The organism is Streptomyces sp. SID14478, assembly GCF_010548525.1.
Taxonomy (GTDB): domain Bacteria; phylum Actinomycetota; class Actinomycetes; order Streptomycetales; family Streptomycetaceae; genus Streptomyces.
In genome coordinates, this window is sequence record NZ_JAAGMG010001042.1 from 1 (window position 1) to 3,641 (window position 3,641).

Annotated in this window: 3 protein-coding genes; all 3 read left to right on the top strand. The window is 73.3% G+C overall.

Annotated elements, in window-relative coordinates; genetic code table 11:
* Positions 1-93: 93 nt before the first annotated feature.
* Genes G3I40_RS33730 through G3I40_RS33740 form a run of 3 tightly spaced genes read left to right on the top strand, consistent with a single transcriptional unit; the run spans position 94 to position 3,446 of the window.
* Positions 94-1,806, top strand: a complete 1,713-nt coding sequence (locus G3I40_RS33730; RefSeq protein WP_164558643.1) for an urease subunit alpha — start codon at positions 94-96, stop codon at positions 1,804-1,806.
* 10 nt (positions 1,807-1,816) lie between these two features.
* Positions 1,817-2,848: an agmatine deiminase family protein gene (locus tag G3I40_RS33735; RefSeq protein WP_164558644.1), complete on the top strand. Its 1,032-nt coding sequence runs from the start codon at positions 1,817-1,819 to the stop codon at positions 2,846-2,848.
* A gap of 49 nt (positions 2,849-2,897) precedes the next feature.
* Complete coding sequence (locus G3I40_RS33740; RefSeq protein ID WP_164558645.1) at positions 2,898-3,446, top strand: TetR/AcrR family transcriptional regulator; 549 nt, start codon at positions 2,898-2,900, stop codon at positions 3,444-3,446.
* Positions 3,447-3,641 lie beyond the last annotated feature (195 nt).

Sequence of the window (3,641 nt, forward strand, 5' to 3'; positions counted from 1 at the left end):
GCCGCTGGACGCGCCCGGCGCCCGCGCGGAGGCGCTGCGCCGCGCCGCCGCCTGCGGATATCTCGGAGCAGTCGAGGACAAGGAGACCGGCCGATGAGCCGCCCCGGAGGACACCCCGCCGAGGCCCGCCGCCTCACCCCGTACGAGTACGCGGCCACGCACGGCCCGCGCGCCGGCGACCGGGTCCGCCTCGGCGACTCCGGGCTCACCGTCGAGGTGGAGTCCGACTCGCAGGCGTACGGCGACGAGTTCCTCGCCGGGTTCGGGAAGACGGCGCGCGACGGGCTCCACCTGAAGGCCGCCGCCGTGCGCGACACCTGCGACGTCGTGATCTCGAACGTCGTCGTCATCGACGCCGTCCTCGGGATCAGGAAGGTCTCCATCGGCATCCGCGAGGGCCGCATCCACGCGATCGGACGGGCCGGGAACCCGGACACGCTGGACGGCGTCGACGTCGTCGTCGGCACCGGGACGTCCATCGTGTCCGGCGAAGGGCTCATCGCGACCGCCGGAGCCGTCGACACCCACGTGCACCTGCTGTCGCCGCGCATCATGGAGGCCTCCCTCGCCTCGGGCGTCACCACACTCATCGGCCAGGAGTTCGGCCCGGTCTGGGGCGTCGGCGTCAACTCGCCCTGGGCCCTCAAGCACGCCTTCTCCGCGTTCGACGCCTGGCCGGTCAACATCGGCTTCCTGGGCCGGGGTTCGTCCTCGCACGAGGCACCGCTCGTCGAGGCCCTCGCCGAGGGCGGCGCCTGCGGGTTCAAGGTGCACGAGGACATGGGCGCGCACACCCGCGCGCTGGACACCGCGCTGCGGGTCGCCGAGGAGCACGACGTCCAGGTCGCCCTGCACAGCGACGGCCTGAACGAATGCCTGTCGGTCGAGGACACCCTCAAGGTCCTGGAAGGGCGCACGATCCACGCCTTCCACATCGAGGGCTGCGGCGGCGGCCACGTGCCGAACGTCCTGAAGATGGCGGGCGTCGCCAACGTCATCGGGTCCTCCACCAACCCCACCCTCCCCTTCGGCCGGGACGCCGTCGCCGAGCACTACGGCATGATCGTCTCCGTCCACGACCTGAAGACCGACCTGCCGGGCGACGCGGCCATGGCCCGCGACCGGATCCGCGCCGGGACGATGGGCGCCGAGGACGTGCTGCACGACCTGGGCGCCATCGGCATCACCTCCTCCGACGCGCAGGGCATGGGACGCGCGGGCGAGACCGTGCGGCGTACGTTCGCGATGGCCGGGAAGATGAAGGCCGAACTGGGCGATCCGGGCCTCGGCCACGACAACGAACGCGTCCTGCGCTACATGGCCAAGCTGACCATCAACCCGGCCATCGCCCACGGCCTCAGCCACGAGATCGGGTCGATCGAGCCCGGCAAGATGGCCGACATCGTGCTGTGGCGCCCCGAGTTCTTCGGCGCGAAGCCCCAACTCGTCCTCAAGTCGGGCTTTCCCGCCTACGGCGTCGTCGGCGACCCGAACGCCGCCACCGACACCTGCGAACCCCTCGTCCTCGGGCCCCAGTTCGGCGCCCACGGCGCGACCGCCGCCGAGCTGTCGGTCGCCTTCGTCGCCCAGGCCGCCGTCGACGACGGGCACGACACGATGCCCACGCGCAGGCGCCGCGTCGCCGTGCGCGGCACCCGCGGCATCGGCCCGGCCGACCTGCGCCTCAACTCCCGTACCGGAGCCGTGGACGTCGACCAGCGCACCGGCCTGGTCACCCTCGACGGCGAACCGCTGCGCTCCGAGCCGGCCGAGGCCGTCTCCCTCAACCGTCTCTACTTCCTCTGAGGACTCGACCATGACCTATGTAATGCCGCCCGAGTGGGCCCCGCACGCGCGCACCTGGATGGCGTGGCCCGGCCCCAACCCCACCTTCGCCGACGACCGGGAACTGGCCGACGCGCGCAGCGCCTGGGCGTCGGTGGCCCGCGCGGTACGCCGCCACGAGCCCCTGACCATGGTCGTCGGCACCGGCCAGCTCGACTCGGCCCGTGAACTGCTCACCCCGGACGTCGAGTTGGTGGAGCGCGACCTCGACGACGCGTGGATGCGCGACATCGGTCCGACCTTCGTGAAGGACCCCGCGAGCGGCGAACTGGCCGCCGTGGACTGGACGTTCAACGGCTGGGGCGCCCAGGACTGGGCCCGCTGGGAGCACGACTCCAAGATCGCCCGGCACGTCGCCGACCTCACCGCCACGCCCGTGCACTCCTCGCCGCTCGTCAACGAGGGCGGCGGCATCCACGTCGACGGCGAGGGCACCGTCCTGCTGACCGAGACGGTGCAGCTCGACCCCGACCGCAACCAGGGCTGGACCAAGGAGGGCGTCGAGGCCGAGGTCCACGCGCGCATCGGCACGTCCAAGGCGATCTGGCTGCCGCGCGGACTGACCGGCGACTACGGCGAGTTCGGCACCCGCGGGCACGTCGACATCGTCGCCGCGTTCGCCGCGCCGGGCGTCGTGGTGGTGCACTCCCAGCGCGACCCGGCCCACCCCGACTTCGAGGTCAGCCGCGAGGTCACCGGTCTGCTGTCCGGGGCGACGGACGCGCAGGGCAGGCCGCTGGAGGTCGTCGAGGTCCCCGCCCCGACCCGGCTCACCGACGACGAGGACGAGGGCTGGGCCGACTACTCGTACATCAACCACTACCTCTGCAACGACGGCGTCGTGCTGTGCGGCTTCGACGACCCGAACGACGAGCAGGCCGCGGCGATCTTCCGCCGGCTGTTCCCGTCCCGGGCGGTCACGCTCGTCGACGCCCGGACGATCTTCGCGGCGGGCGGCGGCATCCACTGCATCACGCAGCAGCAGCCCGTGGCCGGGGTCTGAGGTGAGCCGTCGCCCCGCCCCGCCCCTGGACACCGTCCTCGCCCGGGCCATGGAGATGATCGCCGAGGGCGGGCTCGACCGGCTCACCATGGCCGCGCTCGGCCGCGAGGTCGGCATGAGCAGCGGGCACCTCGCGTACCACTTCGGCTCCAAGGACGAGCTGCTGCTGCGGACGCTGGAGTGGAGCGAGGGCCGACTCGGCGACGAACGGCGCCAGTTGCTCGCGGGCGCGGGCACCGCACGGGAGCGCCTCGACGCGTACGTCGACCTGTACGTGCCCGACGGCCACCGCGACCCGCACTGGACGCTCTGGCTGGAGGTGTGGAACCGCTCGCGGAACGCCGACGACCCGGCCCGCGAACGGCAGGCCGCCATCGAGCGCGCCTGGCACCGCGACCTCGTGGCGCTGCTCGCCGAGGGCATCTCGCGCGGCGAGTTCGCGGCCGTCGACCCGGACCGGTTCGCGGCGCGGCTGCGGGCGCTGCTCGACGGTTTCTCGATCCACGTGGCCATCGGGCTCCGGGGCGCCGGGCGGGACCAAGTCCTGGAGCACGTGGGGGAGTTCCTCGCGGAGGGGCTTGCGGTGCGGGACGCCTGACACCCGGCGACGCGGTAGTTCCTCCCGGTGCTGTCGTAGCGCCGCGCGCCTTCCGCGCAGGGCCGCGGGAGCGGCGGGAACCTACGGGTGCACGTGGTCGGCACCGCCGGCGACTACCCGGGCGACCCGTCGGCCGGGCGCGGCCGCGACGGTCCGACGCCGTGGTGTGCGGCGCGGACGCCACGCATGGCGTGC